Below are 242 nucleotides of genomic sequence, written 5' to 3'. Positions count from 1 at the left end.
ATCCGGGTTCCGGCCTGCTTCCCGGACTCGCTGTGGGAGACACCCGGGCCGTGACGCAGGAACTGACCGACGAAATGCGCACGAGCGGGCTCAGCCATCTCACGGCGGTCTCGGGTGCCAACTGCGCGATCGTGGTCGGGGCCGTGTTCTGGCTGACCGCGCTGTGTGGTGGAGGGCGGATGCTGCGCGTCGTGCTGGCGGCGATGGCGCTGGCCGGATTCGTGGTGCTCGTCACTCCCGAG

1 protein-coding gene is annotated in these 242 nt (G+C 69.4%); it reads left to right on the top strand.

The window, feature by feature from the left end; genetic code table 11:
* Window positions 1-32 precede the first annotated feature (32 nt).
* Window positions 33-242: ComEC/Rec2 family competence protein (locus SB658_RS26975; RefSeq protein WP_410603578.1), on the top strand; the 210-nt coding region annotated here is incomplete at its 3' end.

Source organism: Bacillus sp. SIMBA_008 (genome assembly GCF_046535495.1).
GTDB classification, from domain to species: domain Bacteria; phylum Bacillota; class Bacilli; order Bacillales; family Bacillaceae; genus Bacillus; species Bacillus subtilis.
This window is presented reverse-complemented; position numbering and strand designations above follow the sequence as displayed.